The following is a 23804-nucleotide window of genomic DNA, read 5'->3' as shown; positions in this document are numbered from 1 at the left end:
TGTCTCCGGTTAGTGGGCGACGGCGGCAGCGCCGTGTTCGTCGATCAGTGCGCCGTTGTAGAAACGGTCCATGGAGAACGGCGCAGCCAGCGGGTGCATCTCGCCTTTGGCCAGGCTGGCGGCGAAGACGTTGCCCGAGCCCGGGGTGGCCTTGAAGCCGCCGGTGCCCCAGCCGCAGTTGAAGAACATGTTCTTGACCGGGGTCTTGGAGATGATCGGGCAGGCATCCGGCGAGGTGTCGACGATGCCACCCCACTGGCGGTTCATGCGTACGCGCGAGAGGTTGGGGAACATCTCGACGATCGCCTGCAGGGTGTGCTCGATCACCGGGTACGAACCACGCTGGCCGTAGCCGACCCAGCCGTCGATACCTGCACCGATCACCAGGTCGCCCTTGTCGGACTGGCTGATGTAGCCGTGTACGGCGTTGGACATGATCACGCTGTCGATGATCGGCTTGATCGGCTCGGACACCAGGGCTTGCAGCGGGTGCGATTCCAGCGGCAGGCGGAAGCCGGCCAGCTTGGCCATGTGCCCAGAGTTGCCCGCAGTGACCACACCGACGCGCTTGGCACCAATGAAGCCCTTGTTGGTTTCAACACCGATGACCGCGCCGTTTTCCTTGCGAAAACCAATCACTTCGGTCTGCTGGATCAGGTCCACGCCCAAGGCGTCTGCGGCACGGGCGTAGCCCCAGGCCACGGCGTCGTGACGGGCCACGCCACCACGGCGCTGAACGGTCGCGCCGAGCACCGGGTAACGGGCGTTCTTCGAGCAGTCCAGGTACGGGATTTCAGCCGCAACCTGGGCAGTGTTGAGCAGCTCGCCATCGACACCGTTCAGCCGGTTGGCGCTGACGCGGCGCTCGGAGTCACGGATGTCCTGCAGGGTGTGGCACAGGTTGTAGACGCCGCGTTGGGAAAACATCACGTTGTAGTTGATGTCCTGGGACAAGCCCTCCCACAGCTTCATGGCGTGTTCGTACAGGTGCGCCGACTCGTCCCACAGGTAGTTGGAACGCACGATGGTGGTGTTACGGGCAGTGTTGCCGCCGCCCAGGTAACCCTTCTCGATCACCGCGACGTTGGTGATGCCGTGTTCCTTGGCCAGGTAGTAGGCCGTGGCCAGGCCATGGCCGCCACCGCCAACGATGACCACGTCGTAGACCTTTTTAGGGGTCGGCGTGCGCCACATGCGCTGCCAGTTTTCGTGGTGGCTGAGGGAGTGTTTGAAGAGGCCGAAGCCCGAGTAGCGTTGCATGGTCGTTTACTCCACTCAGCGGTAAACAGGGAAGTCTGCGCACAGGGCGGCGACGTTTTTCGCCACATCGGCTTCAACGTCGGCGTCACCGAGGTTGTCGAGGATGTCGCAGATCCAGCCGGCCAGTGCCACGCACTGGGCGACCTTGAAGCCGCGGGTAGTAACGGCTGGGGTGCCGATGCGCAGGCCGGAGGTGACGAACGGCGACTGCGGGTCGTTCGGCACGGCGTTCTTGTTGACGGTGATGTGCGCGCGGCCCAGGGCGGCGTCGGCATCTTTACCGGTGAGGCCCTGGCGGATCAGGCTGACCAGGAACAGGTGGTTGTCGGTACCGTCGGACACCACGTCGTAGCCGCGGTCGATGAACACCTGGGCCATGGCCTGGGCGTTTTCGATGACCTGTTTCTGGTAGCTCTTGAACTCAGGCTCCAGCGCTTCCTTGAAGCACACGGCCTTGGCGGCGATGACGTGCATCAGCGGGCCGCCCTGGGCGCCCGGGAACACGGCAGCGTTGAGCTTTTTCTCGATTTCTTCGTTGGACTTGGCCAGGATCAGGCCGCCACGTGGGCCGCGCAGGGTCTTGTGGGTGGTGGTGGTGACCACGTCGGCGAACGGGATCGGGTTGGGGTACAGACCAGCGGCAACCAGGCCGGCGACGTGGGCCATGTCGACGAACAGCAGCGCCCCCACCTTGTCGGCGATGGCACGGAAGCGTGGGAAGTCGAGGGTCTTGGAGTAGGCCGAGAAGCCGGCAACGATCATCTTCGGTTTGTGCTCTACCGCCAGGCGCTCGACTTCGTCGTAGTCGATCAGCCCGGTATCAGTGTTGATGCCGTACTGCACAGCGTTGTACAGCTTGCCCGAGGACGACACCTTGGCGCCGTGGGTCAGGTGGCCGCCGTGGGCCAGGCTCATACCGAGGATGGTGTCACCGGCCTGCAGCAGGGCCAGGTAGACCGCGCCGTTGGCCGACGACCCGGAGTGCGGCTGGACGTTGGCGTAGTCGGCGCCGAACAGCTGCTTGGCGCGCTCGATGGCCAGCGCTTCGACCTTGTCGACGTGTTCGCAGCCGCCGTAGTAACGCTTGCCTGGGTAGCCCTCTGCATATTTGTTGGTCAGGCCGCTGCCTTGGGCCTGCATCACGCGCTTGCTGGTGTAGTTCTCCGAGGCGATCAGCTCGATGTGATCTTCCTGGCGCTGTTCTTCGGCATTCATCGCCGCCAGCAGTGCGTCGTCATAACCCTGGATCTGGTCTTGCTTGCTGAACATCGTGTTTCTCCCGGCAGCGATCGTTTCTTGTCTGTAAGGCACTGTGGCCCTTTGTGGCGATGGTATGACTGGCCGGGGTGGGTCAGATGCCTGCGCACGCCTTGCAATGGCGCGTTTACGACATTGCCGTTGGTGTCGTTCACACCGGCCCTATCGCCGGCAAGCCGGCTCCTACAGAGTCCTTAGGCGCCTGGGCCATTGTGGGAGCCGGCTTGCGGCGATAGGGCCGGTGTGAACAATCGATAAAATCAACCGCTACACAGTTGTATAGGCAACCGCTGAATCGATGGTTTAGAGTGCTGTTCTGCGTCGTTCACAGGACCGTGTCATGACAGATAAGAGCCAACAATTCGCCAGCGACAACTATTCCGGCATCTGCCCCGAAGCCTGGGCAGCCATGGCCAAGGCCAACATGGGCCACGACCGCGCCTACGGCGACGACCAGTGGACCGAGCGTGCATCGGAATACTTTCGCAAGCTGTTCGAAACCGACTGCGAAGTGTTCTTCGCCTTCAACGGTACCGCCGCCAACTCCCTTGCCCTGGCCTCGCTGTGCCAGAGCTACCACAGCGTCATCTGCTCCGAGACCGCCCACGTCGAAACCGACGAATGCGGCGCGCCGGAGTTCTTCTCCAACGGCTCCAAGCTGCTCACCGCGCCCAGCGTAAACGGCAAGCTGACGCCCGAGTCGATCCGTGAAGTGGCGCTCAAGCGCCAGGATATCCACTACCCCAAGCCCCGCGTGGTCACCCTCACCCAGGCCACCGAGGTAGGCACCGTGTACCGCCCCGACGAGCTCAGGGCAATCAGCGCAACGTGCAAGGAGCTGGGCCTGAACCTGCACATGGACGGCGCGCGCTTTACCAATGCCTGCGCATTTCTCGGCTGCAGCCCGGCCGAGCTGACCTGGAAGGCCGGTGTCGATGTGTTGTGCTTTGGCGGTACAAAGAATGGCATGGCGGTGGGCGAGGCGATTCTGTTCTTCAACCGGCAACTGGCCGAAGACTTCGACTACCGCTGCAAGCAGGCCGGGCAGCTGGCGTCGAAAATGCGCTTCCTGTCGGCGCCCTGGGTCGGGCTGCTGGAAGACGGCGCCTGGCTGCGCCATGGCAACCACGCCAACCATTGCGCGCAGTTGCTGGCGTCGCTGGTGAGTGACTTGCCGGGGGTGGAGCTGATGTTCCCGGTAGAGGCCAACGGGGTATTCCTGCAAATGCCGGAGCCTGCGATTGAAGCACTGCGAGGCAAGGGCTGGCGGTTCTATACCTTTATCGGCAGCGGGGGTGCGCGGTTCATGTGTTCCTGGGATACCGAAGAAGAGCGGGTGCGCGAGCTGGCGGCGGATATCCGCGCCATTCTTGGCGACTGATTAGGGTACCCGAGGGCAGTCCGCGCAGGGTTGCCCTCACAGGTGATGGCCAGTTTGCCCATCTGAGTCAATAGGCCGATATCCCACTGCAAAACTAGTAATTTTGCTAGTTTTCAGCACAGTGCCCACGTACAACAATTGTGTCGGTTTACAAATTCCCAACTGAAAATGGAGTCCGACATGACAAATCTGAACGGTGACGCATTCGACGTGGCCGTGGTCATCGGCAATGCGGAAGTACCCATTCCAGCAGCCACCGTTAAAGACTTGGTTCTGAATTCAATCGATGACGGTAAGACGTTTCGCAACCGCCGCTTTTCAACTCTGAACAGTGGTCAAATAAAACTGACTGTCGACTACACTATTCCCGCAAAGCGGGTTTCTGCTGAGCTGAAAGAGGAGGCGGCTACAAACTCCCTTTTGGTCTATCTTAACAACCGCATACCGGATGAACCGACGCGAACAATGTGCAGGTACCTGTATGAGGGGGACACCTTTCCACAGGGCAATGAGACCTACAAGGTGACTGGACGCATCGTGGACATCTGGCCAGAGGTTGGTACCTTCTTGATGATTAACGCGGTGCCCGTTTAGTCACGTGAAGCGTTAAAGCATGAAGTTCTTCAACAGGTAGGTCGCCTGACGACCTACCCGTTCCTTGGGCTCTACTTACATCTTTACCCACTAAAGCCTGAACCCATCCATCTGCCGCGCCAGGTCATCAGCCAACCCGCGCAACGCCTGGCACTCCTCGCGGCAGCCCTGCACCTCTGCCGCCGTCTCCCGCGCCAGGTCGGAAATGCCCTGCACCGTGCGGTTGATCTCTTCAGTCACCGCCGACTGCTCTTCGGTCGCCGTGGCCACCTGATGGTTCATGTCGCTGATGTGTTCCACCTGGTCGGTAATCGCGCCCAGCGACGCCCCGGTACGCTGGCTCGATTCCACCCCACTGCCGGTCGCCTGCTGCCCCGCCTGCATCGAGCTCACCGCCGAACCCGCGCCCTGCTTCAGGCGCTGGATCATCTGTTGCACTTCGTCGGTGGACAACTGCGTGCGCCGCGCCAGCGTGCGCACTTCGTCGGCCACCACAGCAAACCCGCGTCCCATTTCCCCTGCCCGCGCAGCCTCGATGGCAGCGTTCAGCGCCAGCAAGTTGGTCTGTTCGGAAATGCTGCGAATAACCGCCAGAACCTCATCGATAGAGGCGACTTCGTCGGCCAACTGGCTGACTGCATCGGCCGCCTTGCCGATGTCGCCCGACATGCCCTCGATGCCCTGAATCGAACGCCGCACCACCTCACGCGCCTGCAGGGCTTCGTCGCGCGCCGCCTGCGAGGCCTGCGCCGCATCACCGGCATTGCGGGCAATGTCCTGCACGGTCAGGCCCATTTCGTGTACGGCAGTGGCAACCATTTCGGTCATTTCCTGCTGCCGCCCGGAGCGCTCGGCCGTGTTGTCCACTACCTGGGTTACCTGCTCAACCGCCCGATGCAGCCGTTCGGAAGTCTGCAACACCTCGCCAATCAGGCTGCGCTGGCTGTCGAGAAAGCGGTTGAAGCCCCGGGCCAGGTCACCCAGTTCGTCCTCGCGCGAATCGTCCAGGCGGTGGCTGAGGTCGCCTGCGCCACTGCCAATCTGCACCAGCGCAGCGGTAACGCGCCGCACAGGCCGCACCAATCCCCGCGCCAGCAGCACCACCAGCAGCAGCGACACCAGTGCCACGGCGCCACCGATCAAGCTGGTCAGCCATACCGCCTGATGCATTTGTGCGTAGATTTCCGACTCCGGCACCTCGGCCACCAGCGTCCAGTTGAGGTCGCGCAGGGGCAGGCCGAGTGCCAGGTAACGTTCGCCGTCACGGCTGAAACGGCTGTTGCGCAGGCCTTCGCCGCCGGTCATCACAGCCTTGGCAGCGTCCGTGCCGAGCTGCTCGGCGAGCTGGCGCTTGCCGCTGAAAGCAGCGTCCGGGTGCACCTGGATCAGGCCATCGTTACGCACCAGGAATACCTTGCCATGCTCGCCAAAGCTGAAGTCGTGAATCAGCTGCGACAGCTCGGTCATGCGCAGGCCCATGCCGGCCACGCCGACCAGCTTGCCGTCCTTTTCCACCCGATAGTCGATGAACAGCGCCAGTTCACCCGTGGCACCGTCGATGTCGATATTGATCAGGCGCTCGGCGCCGCCGTCGATGTAGCCGTAAAACCACTTGTCCTTGGGGTTCTCGCGGCTGAGGGTACGGTCCAGGCCATTCTCGTTGTAGTAATGGCCGGTTTCGGTTGAGACAAACAAGGTGGTGAAGGCATGGTTGCGCTGCTTGGCAGCTTGCAGGTACTCGACAAAGCGTGGCGCTTGGACAGGGTCTTCACCGGCTGCCAGCCAATCACGCAGCAGCGTGTTGCCGGCGATATCCGCCGCCGCCACCAGCGGCTGGCCGAGCATGCGCTCGATATCGTTGCGGATGGCTTCAATGCTGGCCGGCAGCGCCGTGTCGACCAGGTAGCGGTCGGTCAGGCGGTTGAGTGCCACCGTGAAGATAACGACTACTACCAGAATGCTGGCCAGCAGGGCCGCGCCCATGCTCGCGATCAACTGCCACTGGATACTCCGACGCCAGATACGCATGCCCCTGCTCCCCGCCAATTATTGTTTTGGGGGAAGTGTATACACTTACGTATGCAGTTATTCCAGTGATCCAGGACAAGAGTACGGACCCTGTGGGAGCGGGCTTGTCCCGCGAACACGGGCGAAGCCCGTGCCATCCAGCGCGGTGCCTGCGTCGCGGGACAAGCCCACAGGGTATTCACCCAGCTCTCGTGCTTTTACTGTTCGGCCATGGTCCGAACAATTGCGTCCACCGTGGCGTCGATCTGCGCCTGGGTGCGCGCAAGCGTCTGCTGATGCTCCTTCTGCAGCTCAACCTGCTTGGAGCACAGGTTCAGCGCAGCCAGCACCAGCAGCTTGTCACCGATCAGGGTCGGGTACGAACGCTTGGTCTCGGCCAGAGCGGTGTTCAACATCCGCACCGCCTGTGCCAGGGTTTCTTCCTGGCCTTCGGGCGCCTTGATCGAATAGTCGCTGCCAAGGATCGACACGACATTGACCGGCTGCGCGTGCAGGCTCATGCGTTGACGACACCTGCACTGGCGCGCTCAACCAGCGCCTGGATACGCGCGGCGGTGGCGCCGTTCTTTTCTTCCTGCTCCATCAGCGACAGTTGCAGGGTTTCGTTTTCTTCTTTGGCCTGGGCCAGTTCCTGGCCGAGGGTAGTGTTCTGCTCGGTGAGTTGAGCGTTTTTCTGCATCAGGTCGCTGACCAGTTGCTCGATTTGATTCAGGGAAGCTTCCAGCATGGGTATATCTCAGGTTGTTGCAAAGGGCGCACACGATAAAGAAAAGCGCGAGCCATCGCCATTAAATAACGGATTCACAAGGTTTCTTAGCCCGAAGATTGACAGGGTATCCGGCCCCTTGTTCCGGCCTGGGTCAACCGCCGGTCAGGTAAATAGATAGCTGGCTCACCTATTTGCGCGCTCACGCTCAAGACTGGCCGGTCACGACCGATAGCCAGGCAAGTCATATTCTGTCGCACGGACTGCGCCTTCCTCCCTTGCCTGGATTCCTCCCCCCATGTCTCTACGCAACATGAACATCGCCCCGCGCGCATTGCTAGGCTTCGCCTTGATCGGCCTGCTCATGCTCGGCCTTGGTATTTTCTCGCTGATGCAGATGGGCAACATCCGCCAGGCGGGCGTCGCCATCGAGAACATCAGCGTACCCAGCATCAAGACCCTCGATGAGCTGACCTCGCTCAACCTGCGCATGCGCACGCTTTCCTACCGCCTGCTGCTCAACCGCGAGCCGGAAACCCAGCGCGACACCCTCAACCTGCTGGACCAGCGCAACGCCCAGATCGACCGCGCCCGCCAGGCTTACCTGCCGATGATCGGCGCGGCCGACGAACAGGCCGCCTTCGACCAGTACAGCGAACTGCTCAACCAGTACCGCCAGCTGGAGTCGCGCATGCGCACCCTGAGCCAGGCCAACCGCACCGACGAACTGCGTGACCTGCTCAACCGCGACCTGCTGGCCAACTCCGAGCAGATCAACAAGGTCATGGACACCCTGGTGCGGATCAACACCGACCAGACCCGCGCCACCAACGAAACCGCCGCCAGCCAGTACGCCGCGGCCTTCGCCCTGGTGATCGGCCTGCTGATTGCCGCGGCCGTGCTGACCTTCGTCTGCGCGTTGCTGCTGACCCGCAGCATCGTCAAACCCATCGACGAAGCCTTGCAGGCTGCCGAGCAGATTGCCGACGGTGACCTGACCCATACCATCCGCGCCGAAGGCACCGATGAGGCCGCGCGCCTGCTGCGCGCGATGGCGCGCATGCAGGACAAATTGCGCGACACCCTGCAACTGATCGCTGGCTCCGCCACCCAGCTGGCGTCGGCTGCCGAAGAGCTGAACGCCGTTACCGACGAAAGCGCGCGTGGCCTGCAGCAGCAGAACAACGAGATCGAGCAGGCCGCCACAGCGGTTACCGAAATGACCAGCGCCGTCGAAGAAGTGGCGCGTAACGCTGTAAGCACCTCGGAAGCCTCCAGCGAAGCCAGCCGCTCGACCGGCGACGGCCGTGACCTGGTGCTGGAAACCGTAAGTGCCATCGAGCGCATGAGCGGCGATGTGCAATCCACCGCCAAACTGATCACCCACCTGGCCGAACAATCGCGCGACATCGGCAAAGTACTGGATGTGATCCGTGGCCTTGCTGACCAGACCAACCTGCTGGCACTCAACGCCGCGATCGAGGCAGCCCGGGCCGGTGAAGCGGGCCGTGGCTTTGCCGTGGTGGCGGACGAGGTGCGCGCCCTGGCGCACCGCACCCAGCAGTCGACCAGCGAAATCGAGCGGATGATCGGCAGCATCCAGGGCGGTACCGAAGAGGCGGTTGAATCGATGCGCACCAGCACCGAACGCGCCGAGTCGACGCTGAACATCGCCAAAGGTGCCGGCATGGCGCTGGACACCATTGCCGGTGCGGTCGCGCAAATCAACGAACGTAACCTGGTAATCGCCAGCGCGGCGGAAGAGCAGGCCCAAGTGGCGCGGGAGGTTGACCGCAACCTCGTGAACATCAATGACCTGTCGGTGCAGAGCGCGACCGGGGCGCATCAGACCAGCGCGGCGAGCGCTGAATTGTCGCGTCTCGCTGTGGACTTGAATGGGCTGGTGGCTCGCTTCCGCACCTGACATGGATGGGGCCGCTTTGCGGCCCATTCGCGGGGCAAGCCCGCTCCCACAGGTATTCCACTGCCCTCAGGTGCAGTGCAATACCTGTGGGAGCGGGCTTGCCCCGCGAATGGGCCGGCCCTGCCACCCAATATCCAGCAACCATTGCGCACCTCGAACTGACACCAGCTGACCTAGTGTTTCCCTGAGTCTTCAAAGGGAGCAACACATGGACCGTGCCCAATCCCACCTACTGCGCCGTGGCCGCTTGTCTCAGCCTGGCAGGCTCTATTTGCTGACCACCGTCACTCACGAGCGCAAACGCATCTTCACCCACTTCCAGTTAGCCCGCTGCGTGATCCATCAACTGAGGCAAACCGAGCTCGATGGACTTTGCCGATCCCTGGCCTGGGTGGTCATGCCAGACCATGTTCATTGGCTGATCGAATTACGAAGTGGCACGCTGTGCTGCTTGATGCGCAGGTTCAAGTCGCGCAGCAGTCATGCGCTTTATCAACTCGGCATGCCGCGCCGGAAGGTATGGCAACCGGGCTATCAGGACCATGCCTTGCGCCGTGAGGAGAATGTTGTGCACGTGGCCAGGTACATCGTTGCCAATCCCATAAGAGCAGGGTTGGTTCGCCGTGCTAGCGATTATCCGCATTGGGATGCGGTATGGATTTGAGGGCCTCTTCGCGGGGCAAGCCCGCAGGTACTCCACTGCCCTCAGGTTCAGTGCAAAACCTGTGGGAGCGGGCTTGCCCCGCGAATGGGCCGGCAGCCGTAAGACATTTCTGAATTTGAAACCAAATACTTCAAGATTGGGATACTTGGGAATTATCCTACGCGCGCTGCTGAAGTGTCGCTGTTGTCGGGGAAATGCCTCAGGGATAACGTTTTCGGGTCGCTTCGGCGACCGGGCATGAGAACCCGATATTTAGCTAGCAGCACCATTATGGTGGCCGTATGTGGGCGGGCTTTTGCCTGGCCGAGTGTTTGCTAGCTTCTATCGGCTTTCTCACACCTGCATACGGCTGCCACCCTCAATCCATGAGAAAGATTCAGGTGGTAGTTCCCTTTGTCATGAAGCTGGAATTACATCATGAAAAAGATCGTCCCAGACCCACCCCACCGCAAACCCATCACCACCCCCTTCTTCACCTTCCAATCCGACATGTACCCACCCGACGCCCTGGCTCACGTCAGCGAGCTACTGCGCGGCGTCATCGAAACCATCGACGAACACTGCCGCGCCCGCGCCGGCGAGCATGGCCTGAGCATGCTGAGCAATGCCATGCATGCCACCGAGATCGCGCACTCCCTGGTGGAGCATGTGCATGATCGGCTTTATGGCCAAAAGGCAGAGGGATGACGATATGGCGGACGAAACCAAATCCACGGCCACGATCGGTGCAGAAACGTTCCTCGAAGTGGGTAACCCGCCGATTGACCTGTTAAGGGTCCAGCCGGGTATTCCCATCGATGATACCTATGAACAGGTCTCGGTCCTGCTGGGCTACATCAAGCATCTGGTTCGAGAGGGAGATATCGAGGATGACCACAAGTTGCTGGGCGCTGCGGACTACCTGAGTGCTTTGGCCAAAGCTTTGATGAATGACATCGAGATGGCCAAGAACAGATTGCATTGACCTCTAGGGCCTCTTCGCGGGGCAAGCCCGCTCCCACAGGTACTCCACTGCCCTCAGGTTCAGTGCAATACCTGTGGGAGCGGGCTTGCCCCGCGAATGGGCTGCAAAGCAGCCCCCTGGGCCCTCGGATCAGTAATCGATCCGCACATCCCCTTTAGGCACACTGCAGCACGACAGAATGTAACCCTCAGCCTCGTCTTCCTCGGTAATCCCGCCGTTGTGTTCCATCTCCACCTCGCCACCCAGCTTGAGCACCTTGCAAGTGCCGCAGATGCCCATGCCGCAGGCTTTCGGAATCATCAGGCCAACCTTGGCCGCCGCCGCATGCACGGTCTCGCCCGGGGCGATGCGGATGCTCTTCTCGCTGCCGATGAACTCCACCAGGTTGAGATCCGAGACGTCCACCTCCGGCGCGTCGGCGGCCTGCTCGGCGTGCTCCACGGCATCGGCCTTGGCCTCCGCAGGCGTCGCCCCAAACGACTCCTCGTGGTAGTTCTTCATGTCGAAGCCAACCGCTTCGAGCATGCGCTTGACGGCGGTCATGTACGGCGTCGGGCCGCAGCAGAACACCGTGCGCTCCATGTAGTCGGGCGCGATCAGCTCCATCAGCCGCTGGTTCAGGTAGCCGCGGTAGCCCGCCCAGGGCTCGCCCAAACCGTGCTTCTCGCAAATGATGTGCAGGCTGAAGTTGGGGATGCGCGAGGCCATCTGCTCCAGCTCGCGGTGGTAGATGATGTCTTTCGGCGAACGGGCGCTGTGCACGAAGACCATATCGACGTTGGCGTTGGTGTCGTAGAACCAGCGCGCCATCGACATCACCGGGGTAATGCCGACACCACCCGACAGGTACAAGGTCTTGCCCGCCGGGAAATCGATGGCGTTGAACAGCCCCACCGGGCCGTGCACCGGCAGCTCGGCGCCTTCGTGCATGGTGTCGTGCAGGTGATTGGAAACCAGACCGCCCGGTACGCGCTTGACGGTGATCGAGAAGCTGTAGGGCACCGATGGCGAACTGGAGATGGTGTAGGAGCGCATCACCGGCTTGCCTTCGATTTCCAGCTCCAGGGTGACGAACTGCCCAGGCTTGAAGAAGAACATGATCGGCTGGTCGGCCATGAAGCAGAAGGTGCGCACGTCCCAGGTCTCCTGGATGACCTTGACGCAGCGCACGATGTGGCGGCCGTTGGCCCAGGTCTGGGTGGTGACCGGATTGAGGAAGGTATCGGACATGTTCATCTCCAGCGGCCGACTCTGGCCCTTTTCATGGCTGCGATAATGCGCAAGCTGAACGCGACGTACATTCCTGCCTGCGACATCGGCGTGCTTATCGCGACCAGCCCCGTGATACAAGGGCTGGCGCGTCGTAATTCAAATCGGCCATGTCGCCCATGGATACGGTTCGCGCCGCCTTCGGACGCACACTCCACGGCAAAAGAAACTGCCTTTTTCTGGCAGCCAGTCTTGCGGCACCACAACAACGATTAGCCACCTTTTGCCGGCCGCACACGGCCCCGAGGATTACACGATGGACGTCACCGCAACCCTGAGCCTGGGCGATCCACTTGAACCTGCACGCAAGGCAACCGCCGAGATGCTGCAGACCCGCGAGCGCACCTACTCGCTGCCCCAGCCGTTCTACACCGACGAGCGTCTGTTCCAGATCGACATGCAGGAGATCTTCCAGAAAGAATGGCTGATCGCCGGCATGACCTGCGAGATCCCGGCAAAGGGCAACTACATCACCCTGCAGATCGGCAAGAACCCGATCCTGGTGGTGCGTGGCGCCGAGGGCAAGGTGCACGCCTTCCATAACGTCTGCCGCCACCGCGGTTCGCGCCTGTGCGTCAGCGACAAAGGCAAAGTGGCCAAGCTGGTCTGCCACTACCACCAGTGGACCTATGAACTGGACGGTCGCCTGCTGTTTGCAGGCACCGAAATGGGCGCCGACTTCGACATGAAGGCGTACGGCCTGAAGCCTGTGAACGTGAAGGTTGCCGGTGGCTACATCTTTATCAGCCTGTCGGAAAACCCACCTGCCATCGACGAGTTCCTGGCCACGCTGGAACACTACATGGAACCTTACGACATGGAGAACACCAAGGTAGCGGTGCATACCACCTTGATGGAAAAGGCCAACTGGAAGCTGGTGCTGGAAAACAACCGCGAGTGCTACCACTGCAGCGGTTCGCACCCGGAGCTGCTGCAAACCCTGCTGGAGTGGGACGACACCAACGACCCGCGCGCCAGCCAGGAATTCAAGGACCACGTAGCCGCCTCGGCCGCCGCCTGGGAAGCCGAAAAAATCCCGTACCTGCACAAGAGTCACGGCCTGCGTAACCGTATCGTGCGCATGCCGCTGCTCAAAGGCACGGTATCGATGACCATGGACGGCAAGCAGGCCTGCCAGAAGCTGATGGGCCGCATCAAGAACCCGGACCTCGGCTCGATGCGCATCTTGCACCTGCCACACTCCTGGAACCACTGCATGGGCGACCACATGATCGTGTTCACGGTGTGGCCGATCAGCGCCCAGGAAACCATGGTCACCACCAAGTGGCTGGTGCACAAGGATGCCGTGGAAGGCGTGGACTACGACCCTGAGCGCATGCGCAAGGTGTGGGACGCCACCAACGACCAGGACCGCCGCCTGGCGGAGGAAAACCAGCGTGGCATCAACTCCACGGCGTACCAGCCTGGGCCTTACTCGAAGACTTACGAGTTTGGTGTGGTGAACTTCATTGACTGGTACAGCGACCGTGTGCTGGCCAATTTGGGCGCAGAGCCTGCTGCTTACCTGAAAGAGGTGAAAGCGCAGTAACCCGCCCCACCCCGCTGGCACGGCGCATCGCCGTGTCAGCGTCTGATATTCCCCACAGGTGTCGAAGGGGGTGCACTCGGAGTTTGATTGGCACCCCAGCTCCGCCAAGCCTCTGCAGCCGCACTATAAGCCGAGTTTATCCGCGCCCCCAATGCCCTTGCGCCTCCCCATAAGTATGAAGCCCCTTCAACCATCATCCTCGCGCCAGTGACTTCATAGAACGTTTCCCACGCCACCCTGCCCGCTGACACACCTGGCTGTCCCACTCCGCGCCATACGGCCTGCGCCGCCTCGACGTTGGAGAAAAGACCACCTGTTATGTTTCCTACCGCGCTACCCACCCCCAGCCGACGGCCGTGGCTGGTCAGCACATTACCTATCCACCCTTGCTCTACACCGCTCAACGCCGTCCCTGCCCCCCCCGCCAATCCTGTGTACAAGAAGACGGTGTTACCTACCCTTGATCTCAGGCTCGGCTCGTTGATAAGGGAGCCGGAATGTTGGGCTTCCAGGCGAATGACCACATTCCGGGCCGTCCGCGCGGTAGCCCCGATTGAAGTGACCGAGCTAGACAATAGGCTGAAGCCACTTATCAACTTGCTCAGCCAACTCGCTCCACTGGGATCTACCCGGTTGACAGGGTCGCCACCACAATAGGCGTAAGTATTCAGCCCGCCGATTGAAAATGGGCTGAAAGGATCAGGGGATTGAAAGCGCATCAACACCGGGTTATATACCCGCCGGCCGTTGCCCAAGTGGTAGCAGCCCGTCAGAGGGTCGACAGGCTGCCCGGTAAAGGCGAGCAACGCGACATCGTCCAGTATGCGGGCACCGTAGGGTAGATAGGCCCTTGAACCCCCGCCCGCACGGGTTCGCGTGGATGGTCGCAGCGCATGGTGCATGTAAGAGCCCCACTGTTTGTGATAGCTCACCCTAACAGCTGGAAGCAATGCTGCTAACTGACAAAAATGACAGGTCTGCAAGACTTACCCACAACTTGTAAGGAACTCAGTGCGGAGTGCACTTGCACTTCTGTGAGGAGTGTCCCGAAGGAATTGGTCAATATTTGATCAAAGCACTGAAGCCCTTGGATCTCGGGGGCTACAGGCTACTCCGTACACGTTGTCCACAGAGACACCAACAGAGATTGTGGGCAATCAGGACAACCGCTGCAATCAGGTTGTGGATAAAGGATTCAAGGCCTTGATATGCCTGGAACATAGGATTCAGACCCAATTTGATCGTTTTCTGATCAGTTCTTCAAAAGCCTTGTGTTGCACGGCTTACAGCTAGTGCCGAACAGATTATCCACAGACCAGCTAACAGCGATTGTGGGCAAAACCACCCAGAGACTCGCATATCTGTGCCTGAAGAGCCGGCTCAGACCTGATCAATTTATGATCAAAGCTCTGTAAGCCCCGTTATATATGGCCCCCAGCCATGCACCAACACTTTATCCACACCTTGACGAACAGATTCCGTGGGCAAAACAGAGTTGCACCTGATGGTTGAGCCATTTTCGCCAAATCCAGCGGTGTGGTGGGCAACAGGATGGACTTATGCACAGGCAGAATGTGCATGCAGCAGATCAGGGGATCATTGTGGGGGCGGGCTTGCCCCGCGGTGTATGGCACCGGCTGGGCCGGTGTTCGCGGGGCAAGCCCGCTCCCACAAAGTGAGGGCGGCCTTGCCGGCGAGCGCGGAGGGCTTTAGCGCAGCACGCCCTCTTCCACCAGCAGCTTGAGGATGGCCTCGGCGCCCTCCTGTGGCGAAACATCCTTCAGCACCTTGCCGCCACCGCCACTGGCCTTGGCGGTCGCAGCCTTCATCCGGTCGGCGCCGCTCTTGGCCTTGATCACCTTGAGCCGCTTGGGCCGTGGCCGTGCAGGCTGCAACTCGGCTTCGGCCAGCAGATCATCCTCGACTATCGCCACATTACGCGCCGCCAGCACACCCCGGCGCGCCGGCCCGAATGCGCTCTGGCGCGGTTTAGGCGCAGCGTTATCCACAGTCGCCAGCAACGGCAGGCGCACTTTCAGCCGGCGCCGCTGACCACGCGGCAAGGCCTGCAATACCTGGGCGGTGCCGTTCTCGATCGACTCCACCTCGGCCAACCCCACGATCAACGGCCAGCCAAGTTTTTCGGCCAGCAGGAACGGCAACATGCCCGACCCTTCACCCGTCTCGGCCTGGCTGCCGGTCAGCACCAACTGCGCCCCGGCGTCGCGCAGGTAATCCCCCAGCACGCCCAGCACATCGGCCCCGGCGGGCTGCTCCAGCACATCCAGGTGGTCCAGGCCCATGCCCAGGTAGGCGCGCAATGCTTCTTCTTGCGGGTCGCCGGCATGCACCACCTGCAAGTTATCCCCAGCCAGCTGCAAACCCAGCTCCACAGCGCGGGCATCCTGCTCGGCGCGGCGTGCGCGGCCGGAGCTGGGGTGGGCACCGATGGAAACCAGGCTGATGACGTTCGTACTCATGCTCGTGCCCTTATGCCGCGTCGCGCTGGCCGCCGCTGCGGAAGTTGTCCACAGCCTCGATCAGTGCCTGGAGAATTGCCGAACTGTCGCCAATCACCGACAGGTCGGCACGTTTGATCATGTCGCAGCCCGGGTCCATGTTGATCGCCACCACCTTGTCGCAGGCGCCGATGCCCTGCAGGTGCTGGATCGCGCCAGAGATACCCACAGCCACGTAAACCCGCGCAGTAACCCAGGTACCGGTTGCACCCACCTGGCGGTTGCGCGGCATGAAGCCGTCGTCCACTGCCACCCGCGAGGCGCCTTCAGTGGCGCCGAGGGCTGCGGTAGCCTTGTGGTACAGGTCCCAGTCCTTGACGCCGTTACCACCCGAAACGATGAACTCCGACTCGGCCATGGCAATGGTGGCCGGGTCTACGGCCACCGAGCCGAGGTCCTCGATACGCGACAGGCTGCGTGCGAAGCCTGTGGACAACTCCACCGGCAGCGCTTCGTGGCGGGTCTCGCTGACAGGTTCGGCACATTCCGCCGCAGCCAGGATCAACCGTGGCAGGGCGCGTTGCAGGTCTTGCTGGCCCGCGCCAGCACGGCCGATGCACTGGCCGTCCTTGACCTGCCAGACCCGCGTCGCCGGCCGCTCGCCCAAGGCGGCAGCGAAGCGCCGGCCCAGTTCGCCACCACCGGTGCGGCTATCGGGCAGCAGCCAGTGGCGCGGCGTGAACTGGTTATCCACAGCCCGCAGCCCCTGCACCCGTTGCTCAGGTGCATAGCCTTCGAACGCCTCGCCTTCGATAACCAGCAGGCGATCGACCCCGGCTGTGGAAAAGTTGTTTTCCTTGTGTTCGCCAAACACCACGGCCAACACTGCGCCGTCCGTGCCGGCCAGGCTGTGCGCCAGGCCCAGCAGGTCGCGGTCGTGGCTGCTCAGGCGGCCACCGACCATGTCGGGCACTACGGCAATGTAGAACGCCGGCGCCGGCACCTGGTGCAGCGGCAACTGCACCACCGCTGCCGCTGCGCGCCGCCCGCCGACACCGGTGCCCTGCTGGGCACCGCTGCGGTCGATACGCTTGAGGCCACTGGGGCCGATGAACCCGGCGGCGATGGCATGCGGGTTCTTGCGGATGAGGCCGTTCGGCCCCATCCAACGGGTTTGTTGCGTCTGCAGGGCCGCATGCAGCGGGTGCAGACGGTTACGGGCGATCCACTCGGCGCGTGGGTCGCGGCGGATGATGTCGCTCATCAGTGCACCTCCGCAGGTTCACGTTTGACCGTTGGCGACTTTGCGGCCGCCGGGGTTTCCTCTTCGATCAGCACATCGGCTACCAACTCGGCGAGGTCCTTGATCTGTGGGCGCGGTTCGACCACGCCTTCGAGCATCGCGGTGCACTGTGGGCAACCCACTGCAACCAGCTCGGCCTTGGTCTCGCGGATGTCGTCCATGCGCATGTCGGGGATACGTTGCTTGCCCGGGATATCGGTGATCGGCGCGCCGCCGCCACCGCCGCAGCAACGGGAACGGAAGCCCGAACGCTCCATCTCGCGCACTTCGATACCCAGTGCCTTGAGCACTTCGCGGGGCGCTTCGTATTCACCGTTGTAACGGCCCAGGTAGCACGGGTCGTGGTAGGTGACACTGCCGCCCTTGTGCTGGCCGAGGTTGAGCTTTTTGGCTGCGATCAGTTCGGCGATATAGGTGCTGTGGTGCTGCACCTGGTAATCCCCACCCAGTGCGCCGTATTCATTCTTCAACACATGGAAACTGTGCGGGTCGCAGGTGACGATGCGCTGGAACTTGTACTTGGCCAGGGTCTGGATATTGCGCTTGGCCAACTGCTGGAAGGTGGCTTCATCGCCCAGGCGGCGCGCCACGTCGCCACTGTCGCGCTCTTCCAGGCCGAGTACGGCGAAGTCCACACTGGAGGCCTTGAGCACTTTGACGAACGCACGCAGGGTGCGCTGATTGCGCATGTCGAACGCGCCATCACCTACCCAGAACAGTACGTCGGTGGTTTTCACTTCCGGCAGCAGTTTCAGGCTGAGGTCGGCTGCCCAGTTCATGCGGCCACCGGGTGCGAAACCACCCGGGTTGTCGGTGGCGATCAGGTTTTCCAGTACTTCGGCGCCTTTGTTCGGGGTCGCGCCCTTCTCCAGCGTGAGGTGGCGGCGCATGTCGACGATGGCATCGACGTGCTCGATCATCATCGGGCACTCTTCGACGCAGGCGCGGCAGGTGGTGCACGACCACAGCGTTTCGGCATCGACCAGGCCGTTGACGATCGGCTGGTGCGGGTTGCCGCCGTGCTCGCCAATGGGTTTGCCCGGGTAGGGGCTGCCAGCGAATTGTGCGTCGGTGCCACCGGCCAGGCCGATGACCATGTCCTGGATGAGTTTTTTCGGGTTCAGCGGCTGGCCTGCGGCGAACGCCGGGCACATGGCTTCACATTTGCCGCACTGCACGCAGGCATCGAAGCCCAGCAGCTGGTTCCAGGTGAAGTCCACCGGTTTTTCCACGCCAAGCGGCGCGTTGCGGTCTTCCAGGTCCAGCGGCTTGAGGCCGGTGGAGCGGCCGCCGCCGAAGCGTTCGGCACGGCGGTGCCAGGCCAGGTGCAGGGCACCGGCGAAGGCGTGTTTCATCGGGCCGCCCCAGGTCATGCCGAAGAACAGCTCCGACACGCCCCACAGCACGCCCAGGCCAAGTACCGCGACCATCACCCAGCCACCGCTGTTGGCAGGCAGGATGCCGGCAACCGGCAAGGTGGCAATGAAGAAGCTTGCCGCAAACACCAGCAGGCTTTTCGGCAGGCGCATCCACGGGCCTTTGGACAGGCGCGAAGGCGGGTTGAGCCGCCGTTTGAAGACGAAGATGGCACCGCTGAACATGATCACCGTGGCGACCAGCAGCGCGTAGCCGAGGATCTTGCTCTGCAGGCCGAAACCGTGCACCAGAATGGCCAGCGCGGCTGACAGTACGAAGCCGCCTGCGGTGGCCACGTGGGTCTTGGACATGTATTTGTCGCGCTCGACCACGTGGTGCAGATCCACCAGGTAGCGGCGCGGCATGGCCAGCAGGCCGCCGATCAGGTTGACCTTGGACGGCCGGCCACGCCGCCACATGCGCACCCGGCGCAGGGCGCCGAGCACCGCCAGGCCAAGGGCAGCGAACAGCAGAATAGGTAGAAGGGTGTTCAACATGGGAGGCTCCCACAACAACAGCTGAATTCTTGCGCCGCTATGCCCCTTGTGGGAGCGGGCTTGTCCCGCGAAGACGTCCGGCCTGACAACATCGTTGTTGGTGCTGACGCATTCGCGGGGCAAGCCCGCTCCCACAGGGGTCTACGGCGTTTAGGCGCGCTGGATCAGAAATCCTTGCACAGCCGCAAGGCGTCGTAGATCGCCGCATGCACGTTGCGCTGGGCCACGCAGTCGCCGATGCGATACAGCAGGTAGCCTTCGCCCGGCTGGCTGAGGATCGGCTGCGGCTTGATGGCGAACAGTGCCTCCACATCGATCTGGCCCTTGTTGCGCGAACCGTCCTTCAGCGCGTAGTACAGTTCTTCATCAGGCCGCACACCGTTCTCGACCACCACCTGGTCGACCACGCGTTCTTCCTTGGCGCCGGTGTACTCGTTCTCGAGCACCGCCACCAGCTTGTCGCCCTCGCGGTAGACCTTTTCCAGCATCATGTCGCCGGTCATGATCACTTCTTTCGGGTACATGCTGCGGTAGTAAGTCGGGAACGTGGTGCCACCCATCGCCACGCCTGGCTTGATGTCGTCGGTGACGATCTCGACCTGGCTGCCCTTGTCGGCAATGAAGTCTGCCGTCGACATGCCGGTGAATTCGCAGATGGTGTCGTACACCAGCACGTTCTTGCCCGGCGCAACCTTGCCGTCGAGCACATCCCAGCTGCTGACCACCAGCCCTTCGGCGGCGCCCCAGTGTTCGTTCTGCTCGACGAACGGATGGCCGCCCACCGCCAGCACGATGACGTCCGGGCGCAGGTCCTGGATGGCGTCCACGCTGGCAGCGGTGCCCAGGCGCAGGTCGACTTTCAGGCGCGCGAGTTCCAGCTGGTACCAGCGGGTGATGCCGGCGATCTGATCACGCTGCGGGGCCTTGGCGGCGATAGTGATCTGCCCGCCGATCTGGTCTTTCTTCTCGAACAGGGTCACGTCGTGGCCGCGTTCGGCCGCCACGCGGGCGGCTTCCATACCGGCAGGGCCGGCACCGACCACCACCACCTTGCGTTTGACCCCGGTGGTTTTCTCGATGATGTGCGGTACGCCCATGTATTCACGGGAGGTCGCGGCGTTCTGGATGCACAGCACATCCAGGCCCTGGTACTGGCGGTCGATGCAGTAGTTGGCACCCACGCACTGTTTGATCTGGTCGATCTGGCCCATCTTGATCTTGGCGATCAGGTGCGGGTCAGCCATGTGCGCGCGGGTCATGCCGACCATGTCCACGTAGCCGCCTTCGAGGATGCGCGTGGCCTGGTTCGGGTCCTTGATATTCTGCGCGTGCAGCACCGGAACCTTGACCACTTCCTTGATGCCGGCCGCCAGGTGCAGGAACGGCTCCGGCGGGTAGCTCATGTTGGGGATGACGTTGGCCAGGGTGTTGTGGGTGTCGCACCCCGAGCCGACCACGCCAATGAAGTCGAGCATGCCGGTCGCATCGTAATACGCGGCGATCTGCTTCATGTCCTCGTGGCTCAGGCCATCGGGGTGGAACTCGTCACCACAGATACGCATGCCCACGCAGAAATCGTCGCCCACCTCGGCGCGCACGGCCTTGAGCACTTCCAGGCCGAACTTCATCCGGCCTTCGAAGGTGCCGCCCCATTCGTCGGTACGTTTGTTGACCCGCGGGCTCCAGAACTGGTCGATCATGTGCTGGTGCACTGCCGACAGTTCGACGCCGTCCAGGCCGCCTTCCTTGGCCCGACGCGCAGCCTGCGCGTAGTTGCCGATAACCCGCCAGATCTCTTCCACTTCGATGGTCTTGCAGGTGGCGCGGTGCACCGGCTCACGGATGCCCGACGGCGACATCAGGGTCGGCCAGTTGAAGCCGTCCCAACGCGAGCGACGGCCCATGTGGGTAATCTGGATCATGATCTTGGCGCCATGCTTGTGCATGGCGTCGGCCAGGTTCTGGAAGTGCGGGATGATGCGGTCGGTCGAGAGGTTGACCGATGCCCACCACTCTTGCGGGCTGTCGATGGCCACTACGGACGAGCCGCCGCAGATCGCCAGGCCGATGCCGCCCTTGGCCTTCTCTTCGTAATACTTCACATAGCGGTCGGTAGTCATGCCGCCGTCAGTGGCGTAGACCTCGGCGTGCGCAGTGCTGAGCACGCGGTTGCGGATGGTCAGTTTGCCGATCTGAATCGGCTGGAACATTGCTTCGAATGCCATGACGCTATCTCCGGCTTACAACGGCTTTGTAACGAACAGGCCATCTTCGTGGCCTTCTTCCGACCCGCCATAGACCTGTTCGGCCACAGTGCGAATCTTGCTGCCGCGGGCAGCGAGAATCTGGTCCATTGCGCCGGCGAACCAGCCGGTGAACATGTAGTCGACCTTGCGGCCAACCTTGCCGTACACGTACACGAACGCAGAATGCTTGAGCTTGACGCTGCAGGTGCCTTTGTCCAGGTCGATGTCCTGGATCTCGAACAGGCCCCAGCCACGCTGGCTCAGGCGCTTCATGTAGTGTTCGAACACCGCCACGCCTTCCAGGCCATGGCACTCGGCTTCTTTTTCACACCAGTGCCAGGCGGACTTGTAGCCAGCCTTGTAGAGGATCTCGGCGTAGGCGTCGGCGCCCAGCACTTCCTCGATGCCGATGTGGTTGTTGACGAAGAAATGGCGCGGTACATACAGCATCGGCAGGGCGTCGCTGGTCCAGACACCGGTCTCGCTGTCGACTTCGATTGGCAATTGCGGGGCGATCTTGGCCATGGAAACTCAACTCCATAAAAATTTTCATGTGGGTGCCCCGGCGTTGCTGGCAGGGGCTATCAGGCTTGGAGAGCGGCTTACTCGCCCCAGACGTCCTTGAGGACGTTTACCCAGTTCTCGCCCATGATCTTGCGTACCACGCGCTCGGAATGGCCGCGCTTGAGCAGGGTCTCGGTGAGGTTGGGGAATTCGCCGACAGTGCGGATGCCCAGCGGGTTGATGATCTTGCCGAAGTTGGTCAGGCGACGGGCGTAGCCCTTGTCGTGGGTCAGGTACTCGAAGAAGTCCTGGCCGTGGCCCTGGGTGAAGTCGGTGCCGATGCCGATGGCGTCTTCACCCACGATGTTCATGGTGTACTCGATGGCTTCGGCGTAGTCGTCGATGGTCGAGTCGATGCCCTTGGCCAGGAACGGCGCGAACATGGTCACGCCGACAAAGCCGCCGTGGTCGGCGATGAACTTCAGTTCTGCGTCCGACTTGTTGCGTGGGTGCTCTTTCAGGCCCGAGGGCAGGCAGTGCGAGTAGCACACCGGCTTTTTCGATTCGAGGATGACTTCTTCGGACGTCTTGGAGCCGACGTGGGACAGGTCGCACATGATGCCCACGCGGTTCATTTCGGCGACGATCTCGCGGCCGAAGCCGGACAGGCCGCCGTCACGCTCGTAGCAGCCGGTGCCGACCAGGTTCTGGGTGTTGTAGCACATCTGCACGATGCCCACGCCCAGCTGCTTGAATACATCGACGTAGGCAATCTGGTCTTCGAACGCATGGGCATTCTGGAAGCCGAAGAGGATGCCGGTCTTGCCCAGCTCCTTGGCCTTGCGGATGTCGGCGGTGGTACGCACCGGCATGACCAGGTCGCTGTTGTCGCGAATAAGCTTCTGGCTGGAGGCGATGTTGTCGACGGTAGCCTTGAACCCTTCCCAGACCGACACCGTGCAGTTGGCCGCCGTGAGCCCGCCTTTGCGCATGTCTTCGAACAGCTCGCGGTTCCACTTGGCAATGATCAAACCGTCGATGACGATGCTGTCGGCGTGTAATTCGGCTGGGCTCATCAGGCTGTCCCCTTTTATTGAGTTGGGTCGCACCGAACGTTGTGCCGGCGCTTTGGGGCCAGCATATGCCTGTGCCCCGAGGCGCCCCGATGCAAAAACGACAGGGGGTTTGCCGAAAGCGTCAATGCGCGACAACACGCCCTCTGGCACGCCGTCTGGCGATGAGAGACAGTCTCGATAACGACCTTTCTGGATGCTTTATGAACATTTGGACAGGTGGCTACCCAGGCGCCTTCGTCTGAGCGAGAATCCCTGCGATTCGTCAGCCTGTTGAGGAGAAAAGGGATGAAATCATTGGCATGGCTGGCGCTGCTGGCCGTCGTATCGGGCGCCCAGGCCGGCGAGGAAGAAAGCACCCCGTGCGACAACGTCGAGACCGACCAGCAGACCTACGCCTGCGCGGCGTTCAGCAAGCAGACGGCCGAGCGGGAGCTGAAGTCGGCTTACGATGACTTGATACAGCGGATTCGCGATCAATATGCCGACGAAGGCGACCAGGCCACTGCGCTGATCGGGCGCATGGACGCGGCAGAGAAGCTGTGGACGCAACTGCGCGATGCTGATTGCAAGGTCGAGACCTATGCCGAGAAGCAGGGGAGCAAGGCATTCCAGGCGGCCTGGGATACCTGCGTGGCGCAGCGCAGTGATGACCGGTCGGAGTATTTGCAGTCCATCGGCCAGCAGTGAAATCCCTGTTTCCTGCGCAG

At 62.0% G+C, this 23804-nt stretch carries 21 protein-coding genes; 8 read left to right on the top strand and 13 right to left on the bottom strand.

The annotated features are described in order from the left end of the window. Positions 1–9: 9 nt before the first annotated feature. Both ABEH27_RS10855 and ABEH27_RS10850 read right to left on the bottom strand, forming a co-directional pair. Positions 10–1260 (bottom strand): sarcosine oxidase subunit beta family protein, encoded by a 1251-nt coding sequence (locus tag ABEH27_RS10855; protein WP_346613582.1) that lies wholly within the window; start codon positions 1258–1260, stop codon positions 10–12. A 15-nt stretch (positions 1261–1275) separates the two neighbouring features. Next, positions 1276–2529: a serine hydroxymethyltransferase gene (locus tag ABEH27_RS10850; protein ID WP_346613581.1), complete on the bottom strand. Its 1254-nt coding sequence runs from the start codon at positions 2527–2529 to the stop codon at positions 1276–1278. A 328-nt stretch (positions 2530–2857) separates the two neighbouring features. Between ABEH27_RS10850 and ABEH27_RS10845 the strand changes: the two genes are divergently transcribed. Both ABEH27_RS10845 and ABEH27_RS10840 read left to right on the top strand, forming a co-directional pair. Beyond that, the gene (locus ABEH27_RS10845) at positions 2858–3898 is read left to right on the top strand and encodes a low specificity L-threonine aldolase (RefSeq protein ID WP_346613580.1); all 1041 of its coding nucleotides are present in this window, start codon (positions 2858–2860) and stop codon (positions 3896–3898) included. Between the two features lie 180 nt (positions 3899–4078). Continuing rightward, positions 4079–4492, top strand: coding sequence for a hypothetical protein (locus tag ABEH27_RS10840; protein ID WP_346613579.1), 414 nt, complete (start codon positions 4079–4081; stop codon positions 4490–4492). Between the two features lie 90 nt (positions 4493–4582). On the opposite strand, the gene mcpH is transcribed toward ABEH27_RS10840, so the two are convergent. The 3 genes from mcpH to ABEH27_RS10825 all read right to left on the bottom strand — a co-directional run bounded on the left by mcpH (position 4583) and on the right by ABEH27_RS10825 (position 7247). Then, entirely contained in the window at positions 4583–6520 is a 1938-nt protein-coding gene (gene mcpH, locus ABEH27_RS10835) for a methyl-accepting chemotaxis protein McpH (protein ID WP_346613578.1), read from the bottom strand. A gap of 197 nt (positions 6521–6717) precedes the next feature. Beyond that, positions 6718–7020, bottom strand: a complete 303-nt coding sequence (locus ABEH27_RS10830) for a cell division protein ZapA (RefSeq protein WP_346613577.1) — start codon at positions 7018–7020, stop codon at positions 6718–6720. After that, complete coding sequence (locus tag ABEH27_RS10825) at positions 7017–7247, bottom strand: hypothetical protein (protein WP_346613576.1); 231 nt, start codon at positions 7245–7247, stop codon at positions 7017–7019. The genes ABEH27_RS10830 and ABEH27_RS10825 overlap by 4 nt, the downstream gene beginning before the upstream one ends. A 277-nt stretch (positions 7248–7524) precedes the next feature. Here ABEH27_RS10825 and ABEH27_RS10820 point away from each other — a divergent pair, with 277 nt between their 5' ends. From ABEH27_RS10820 to ABEH27_RS10805, 4 genes are all read left to right on the top strand, one after another. After that, positions 7525–9150, top strand: coding sequence for a methyl-accepting chemotaxis protein (locus tag ABEH27_RS10820; protein WP_346613575.1), 1626 nt, complete (start codon positions 7525–7527; stop codon positions 9148–9150). A 208-nt stretch (positions 9151–9358) separates the two neighbouring features. Then, a complete protein-coding gene (locus ABEH27_RS10815) occupies positions 9359–9814 on the top strand; it encodes a transposase (RefSeq protein WP_346613574.1) in 456 nt (151 codons plus the stop codon). Between the two features lie 417 nt (positions 9815–10231). Continuing rightward, entirely contained in the window at positions 10232–10501 is a 270-nt protein-coding gene (locus ABEH27_RS10810) for a hypothetical protein (protein ID WP_346613573.1), read from the top strand. Positions 10502–10505: 4 nt separating this feature from the next. Then, entirely contained in the window at positions 10506–10778 is a 273-nt protein-coding gene (locus tag ABEH27_RS10805; RefSeq protein WP_346613695.1) for a DUF3077 domain-containing protein, read from the top strand. 129 nt (positions 10779–10907) lie between these two features. On the opposite strand, the gene gbcB is transcribed toward ABEH27_RS10805, so the two are convergent. Continuing rightward, positions 10908–12008, bottom strand: a complete 1101-nt coding sequence (gbcB, locus tag ABEH27_RS10800; protein ID WP_346613572.1) for a glycine-betaine demethylase subunit GbcB — start codon at positions 12006–12008, stop codon at positions 10908–10910. 295 nt (positions 12009–12303) lie between these two features. Here gbcB and gbcA point away from each other — a divergent pair, with 295 nt between their 5' ends. Continuing rightward, positions 12304–13596, top strand: a complete 1293-nt coding sequence (gbcA, locus tag ABEH27_RS10795) for a glycine-betaine demethylase subunit GbcA (protein ID WP_346613571.1) — start codon at positions 12304–12306, stop codon at positions 13594–13596. 35 nt (positions 13597–13631) lie between these two features. Here the strand turns inward: gbcA and ABEH27_RS10790 are convergent, their stop codons facing one another. From ABEH27_RS10790 to ABEH27_RS10760, 7 genes are all read right to left on the bottom strand, one after another. Beyond that, positions 13632–14498 (bottom strand): RHS repeat-associated core domain-containing protein, encoded by an 867-nt coding sequence (locus tag ABEH27_RS10790; protein ID WP_346613570.1) that lies wholly within the window; start codon positions 14496–14498, stop codon positions 13632–13634. 807 nt (positions 14499–15305) lie between these two features. Beyond that, entirely contained in the window at positions 15306–16076 is a 771-nt protein-coding gene (locus ABEH27_RS10785) for an electron transfer flavoprotein subunit beta (protein WP_346613569.1), read from the bottom strand. Positions 16077–16086: 10 nt separating this feature from the next. Then, positions 16087–17319, bottom strand: a complete 1233-nt coding sequence (locus tag ABEH27_RS10780; protein WP_346613568.1) for an electron transfer flavoprotein subunit alpha/FixB family protein — start codon at positions 17317–17319, stop codon at positions 16087–16089. Continuing rightward, the gene (gene dgcB / locus ABEH27_RS10775; protein ID WP_346613567.1) at positions 17319–19271 is read right to left on the bottom strand and encodes a dimethylglycine demethylation protein DgcB; all 1953 of its coding nucleotides are present in this window, start codon (positions 19269–19271) and stop codon (positions 17319–17321) included. Before dgcB ends, ABEH27_RS10780 begins: the two co-directional genes overlap by 1 nt. A gap of 164 nt (positions 19272–19435) precedes the next feature. Next, positions 19436–21496, bottom strand: a complete 2061-nt coding sequence (gene dgcA / locus ABEH27_RS10770; protein ID WP_346613566.1) for a dimethylglycine demethylation protein DgcA — start codon at positions 21494–21496, stop codon at positions 19436–19438. 15 nt (positions 21497–21511) lie between these two features. Continuing rightward, complete coding sequence (locus tag ABEH27_RS10765) at positions 21512–22042, bottom strand: DUF5943 domain-containing protein (protein ID WP_027594293.1); 531 nt, start codon at positions 22040–22042, stop codon at positions 21512–21514. 77 nt (positions 22043–22119) lie between these two features. Continuing rightward, on the bottom strand, positions 22120–23097 hold the full coding sequence (locus tag ABEH27_RS10760) for a dipeptidase (protein WP_139667934.1): 978 nt from the start codon (positions 23095–23097) through the stop codon (positions 22120–22122). A 285-nt stretch (positions 23098–23382) separates the two neighbouring features. Here ABEH27_RS10760 and ABEH27_RS10755 point away from each other — a divergent pair, with 285 nt between their 5' ends. Next, a complete protein-coding gene (locus tag ABEH27_RS10755) occupies positions 23383–23784 on the top strand; it encodes a lysozyme inhibitor LprI family protein (RefSeq protein WP_346613565.1) in 402 nt (133 codons plus the stop codon). Positions 23785–23804 lie beyond the last annotated feature (20 nt).

The sequence above is a fragment of the Pseudomonas sp. P39-UII1 genome (assembly GCF_039672635.1).
Taxonomy (GTDB): domain Bacteria; phylum Pseudomonadota; class Gammaproteobacteria; order Pseudomonadales; family Pseudomonadaceae; genus Aquipseudomonas.
The sequence above is the reverse complement of the archived record's forward strand: the minus strand, read 5'-3'. Positions and strand labels throughout refer to the sequence as shown.